We start from the raw sequence: 3,848 nt of genomic DNA, 5'->3' as shown, positions 1-3,848 counted from the left end.
CGATCCCGGACAGAAGCAAGTCACCGGCGACAGGACCACGCAAAAAGGGATTGACTAACCGAGGCCCGTTACAGAAGCCCGGGTGAGCGCAGCGACACCCGGGGCCCTTCGCCGGCTAAGCCGCTGCTCCCTGGATGTCGCTTCGCTCATCCAGGCTACGACGACGCTAAGTACGCGGATGCACTTCGCCTCGCCCTCCTCCACTGCTACAACGGTTGTTATGCGAAGATACCTCAAATCCGTCTCTGACCGATCCGTCGCGCTGCTGGGCGCCTGGGGCTTGATCGCGGCGACGGTCATCTTCGTGACCCAGCTCCGCAATTGGGGCTTTATCAGTTCCACGGGTCCGGTGCCTTGGATGGCACTCGCGTTGAACCTTGGCGTGTCGGCTATCGGTCTGGCGACGCCGGAGCGCGGCTGGTGGATTGCGAATGCAATCTTGAGCACTCTGGCGATGCTGCTGATCGGCGCATCGACGATCCCCAGCGCAATCATCGGGCTTGTCCGGTTGTTTTGGAATTGATCTGTGTTGGCTGCTGGATGCTGTGAGCCAGCTCGTAGGTCGGATGAGTGCAGCGCAATCCGTCGCTCACCAAGCAGCGGCGCAATACGTTCGCCCTTGCGCCTGCCCGCCCACTTTGTCGCACCCCGCGTGCCTTATCGGCGCCACCATCACCGCCGATGGCACCGGCCCCGACGCGGCGCGATGCGGCTGCGCGGCAGCGACAGGAGCGGATGGTGGACGACCAGAGCGTGACACTCGAATTGGCGGCCGAGCGCGACTGGCCGGAGTTCGGCCGGCAGTTGCAGGAGGCGTTTGCCGTCGCGGTGATCGAACAGTTCGGCACGCTGTCGGATGGGCCGATCCCGTCGGACGACGACGTGCGGCGGTCGCTCGCGGCGCCGGGCGCGGTGGTGTATCACGTCGTCGCGGGCGGCACGCGGGTCGGCGGCGCGGTGGTGACGATCGATCCCGTGACGAAGTGCAATTCGCTCGATTTCTTCTTCATCGCGGTCGGCGCGCACGGCCGCGGTCTTGGGCTCGCGGCATGGCGGGCGATCGAGCGGCGCTATCCGCAGACGCGCGTCTGGCAGACCCACACGCCGTATTTCGAGCGGCGCAACATCCACTTCTACGTCAACAAATGCGGCTTCAAGATCGTCGAATACTACAGCGACCGTCATCCGGACCCGCACCATCCGGACGGCGACGGCGGCCCGCCGGATGGCGGCTTCTTCAAATTCGAGAAGCAGGTGATGCCCGCGTGAGGCTCGCAATTGTAGCCCGGGTAAGCGGAGCGATACCCGGGGCTCTTCGCGTCGCTGAAAGGCCGCTCCCCGGATGTCGCTTCGCTCATCCGGGCTACAGCGCTCATCCCACGCTACGACCGCCTACCGGCAAACTGAACGCCCGTAAGCGTGCTCGGATGCAGCAAAGCGCATCCGGGGCAGCTCATAGGGCGGACTAGCGAAGCGTCATCCGCCGACTACGACAGGCGGCGCAATACGCTGCGCTATTGCGCCCTACGCGCTTTGCTTATCCGGCCGACAGAATATGCGGCTCATCAATCGGCTGCCGTGGCACGTAGCAAGCGTAGCCCGCGAGCGAAGCGATACGCGAGCTATGTAGCGGCCACCCGGGCTACCACGCTAGTTTTCACGGGCTAATTTATGGGCTATAAAGGCCTGAAGCCTTGTTACGAGCGCTTCGGCGTTCTGAAAAAAGCATTCGTCTGCTGTCGTGGAAAACCCCACCGTTAATTCCTCTGCGGCCCGGTAAGTCAGCCGCATTGTCTTTCCGGATTGGGAAAACGAGACGGGGCGCCCGCGAAAATCACGAGTCTGTTCAGAGGCAAGGATATAAAATCGCGACTTTGGCCCGAGAGGCGTTAAAAGCTCTGACACACCACTATATGGCGTGGAGACCGACTTAGCTTTTGCTAACATCGGCGTAGCTTCCCAGCCGGGGGGCGAGCTCCTCGTTAGCAAGATTGTGCCGATCGACCTGCAGGGGGGTGAATATCCCTCTGTGACGCTCGGAGACGGGCGGATGATCGCCGTTCCGTCGATTTGCACGTCTATTTGAGTGGTGTTAACCGGTGCACTGGACACCGGAGAGATGTCAACCAAGGACTGTCTAGGCAAGGCAATTGAGCTCACCCCAAATATTAGTTTCAGATCGTCGGCCCCTTCGGCAATATCAACTGCGAACGCACAGAGTGGGATCAACATCACCGATACCCGCCCGACCAGCAAAGCCGCTTGCATTGCTCTCGACGTTCGTTCCCTTACAGCTTTAAGCATTGGCACTTTGTCCAACTTGTGCCTAGCCGACATCGAAGCATCGCGGCCACCTTAGGTTGTATTAGGGTAGACACGGCGCTGAACACTTTGCAAGTGACCGTTTTTAGAGTTGTGCGATTCCTAGTCCGGATTTGAAGTGACACACATGCGAACGATTGCGACAGCTTTATTAAACATGCATGGAAAGCCCTGCAGTTCAGAACGAGCATCCCGCGCGGCTTTGCCGGGCCGAGCCTGTTGGCAATGGTGCTGGTCAACAAGTTCCTGCTGCACCAGCCGTTGAACCGGCAGCTCGTAGGGCGGATTAGCAAGGCGTAATCCGCCGCTGATCATGCGACGGCTCAACACGCTTCGCTATTGCGCCCTACGCACTGTTACCAACTTTCGGCGACCTTGCGCTTTCTGACTTTAGAAATACAGTGAACGCATTAGCAATTCGGAGAGTTTAGCGTGGCAACTCATCGTGTTTTCCTCACGACACCTCCCCTAGAAGTAGGACGAGCAGACGTTTGTATTGAGATCAAGATGAATGATAGCAAGCTGGGCGAGTTAAAGATCTCGCATGGGTCAGCCGTCTGGTTTCCGAATGGAAATTCTTACGGATTCAAGCTTTCTTGGTCGAAGGTTGCCGCCTTGTTCGAGGAACATGGAACGAGTAAGGCCGAGCTCAGATGAGCGACGGCGGCTCGTAGAGCGCATAATTCAAATGAGCATAGCCCCGCGGGCGGATGAGCCCGTAGCCCGTAGGGCGGTTTAGCGCAGCATAGTCCGTTGATCCTCCTCGACAGCGCTAGACGCTCGGCTCTAGCGCCCTCCGGCCTACGGCCGTGAACCATCTTCCCCGACAACGCGTCTCACCATGAGCAATGGTCCGCGCCGGTGCGGCTGGCGTCCGGCCGGACGCTGTGGCACCTGCGCCTGCTCCGGCGTTGCGGAAGGGCCGGCGCATCTTGGGAGATAGGTCATGCGTCTTTCATTCGCCGGCGCGTTGGTGCTGGCTCTGTCGTTTGGCTCGGCGGCCCATGCGGCGGAGGTGCGGTGGACCTCCACCAAGCAGCCCGCCGAAGTGCTCGGGATGCCGGCCGGTGAGGAAGAAGCCGACGATGTGCTGCGCCTGACTTGCCTGAAGAGCGGCGCGGTGCAGATCGGACTGGGCGGATACACGAGCCTCGGCAAAGGCAAAAGCGAGCCGCTGAGCGTCACGCTGACCAGCGGCGCGCAATCCGTCACGCTGAACGGCAAGTCGGTGCGCAGCAAGAATTTTGAGATGACGGGAGCCTTCGAGCTGAGAGCGGATCTTGCTCCCGGCGACACCAAGCCCCTGATCGGCGTGCTGACAGCGGGACAGCCGATCCACGTCTCTGGCGCCCTGAAGGAGAAGTGGTCCGTCAAGGGACTGAAGCCGGTCGTGGAGCGGTTCAGCGCGGCCTGCGTCAGCAACTAATCACGCGTAGATGGGGTAACGGGCCGGCCAGGCCGAGCAGGTCGCTTGGCGAATTGGCGGAAGGGTGGTCGTCCCTCAAACTGATGGTGTCAATCAACGG

3 protein-coding genes are annotated in these 3,848 nt (G+C 60.7%); all 3 read left to right on the top strand.

Going from position 1 to position 3,848, the window contains the following annotated elements; genetic code table 11:
• The first annotated feature begins 178 nt into the window (after positions 1-178).
• The 3 genes from DWA33_RS25040 (at position 179) to DWA33_RS24755 (ending at position 3,748) form a co-directional block, all read left to right on the top strand.
• The gene (locus tag DWA33_RS25040; RefSeq protein WP_147270307.1) at positions 179-523 is read left to right on the top strand and encodes a hypothetical protein; all 345 of its coding nucleotides are present in this window, start codon (positions 179-181) and stop codon (positions 521-523) included.
• A gap of 212 nt (positions 524-735) precedes the next feature.
• A complete protein-coding gene (locus DWA33_RS24760; protein ID WP_114361125.1) occupies positions 736-1,269 on the top strand; it encodes a GNAT family N-acetyltransferase in 534 nt (177 codons plus the stop codon).
• Between the two features lie 1,999 nt (positions 1,270-3,268).
• Complete coding sequence (locus tag DWA33_RS24755) at positions 3,269-3,748, top strand: hypothetical protein (RefSeq protein ID WP_114361123.1); 480 nt, start codon at positions 3,269-3,271, stop codon at positions 3,746-3,748.
• Positions 3,749-3,848: the final 100 nt, after the last annotated feature.

The organism is Rhodopseudomonas pentothenatexigens (assembly GCF_900218015.1).
Lineage (GTDB): Bacteria > Pseudomonadota > Alphaproteobacteria > Rhizobiales > Xanthobacteraceae > Rhodopseudomonas > Rhodopseudomonas pentothenatexigens.
The sequence above is the reverse complement of the archived record's forward strand: the minus strand, read 5'-3'. Positions and strand labels throughout refer to the sequence as shown.